Genomic DNA, 459 nt, shown 5'->3' with positions numbered 1-459 from the left:
GAGTTTCTTAGCCGCCTGTGCGATCGCCCAGTCATCGTAAGTATATTCAAGGGTCTTTGATACCGAAGAACCGTTCTTGTCTTCGGGAACATAGCCCAGGTCCATATAATATTTCAGGCCGTCATAGTATCCCACCCTGGCAGTAGTCGCCATAGCTTCGAGAGCTCGTTCCTCATCAAAATCTGCATTCCCCTTTACAATGGCATCTGCTATGACAGAGGCGCTGTGGTAACCAATCATACACCAGTTCTCATTGGCGTAATGCGACCATACCGGCAGCATGGAATGCACACTCTGGTCGTAATGGGCAAGCATAGACTTCACCATGTCTGAATTTCGCTTTGGCTGTAGTATATTGAACAAGGGATGCAATGCTCTATAGGTGTCCCAGAGAGAGAAGCTGGTGTAATTCACAAAATTCTCTGCTGTATGAAGGTTTTGGTCGAGCCCGCGGTATTT

1 protein-coding gene is annotated in these 459 nt (G+C 47.5%); it reads right to left on the bottom strand.

The window, feature by feature from the left end; all coding sequences use genetic code 11:
* Positions 1 to 459, bottom strand: a 459-nt coding sequence (locus HC175_RS18460) for a glycoside hydrolase domain-containing protein (protein WP_168139688.1), incomplete at both ends; no start/stop codon positions are given.

This window comes from Salinimicrobium oceani (assembly GCF_012037645.1).
Note: the sequence above shows the minus strand (reverse complement) of the source record. Positions and strands in the feature narration are given on the sequence as shown.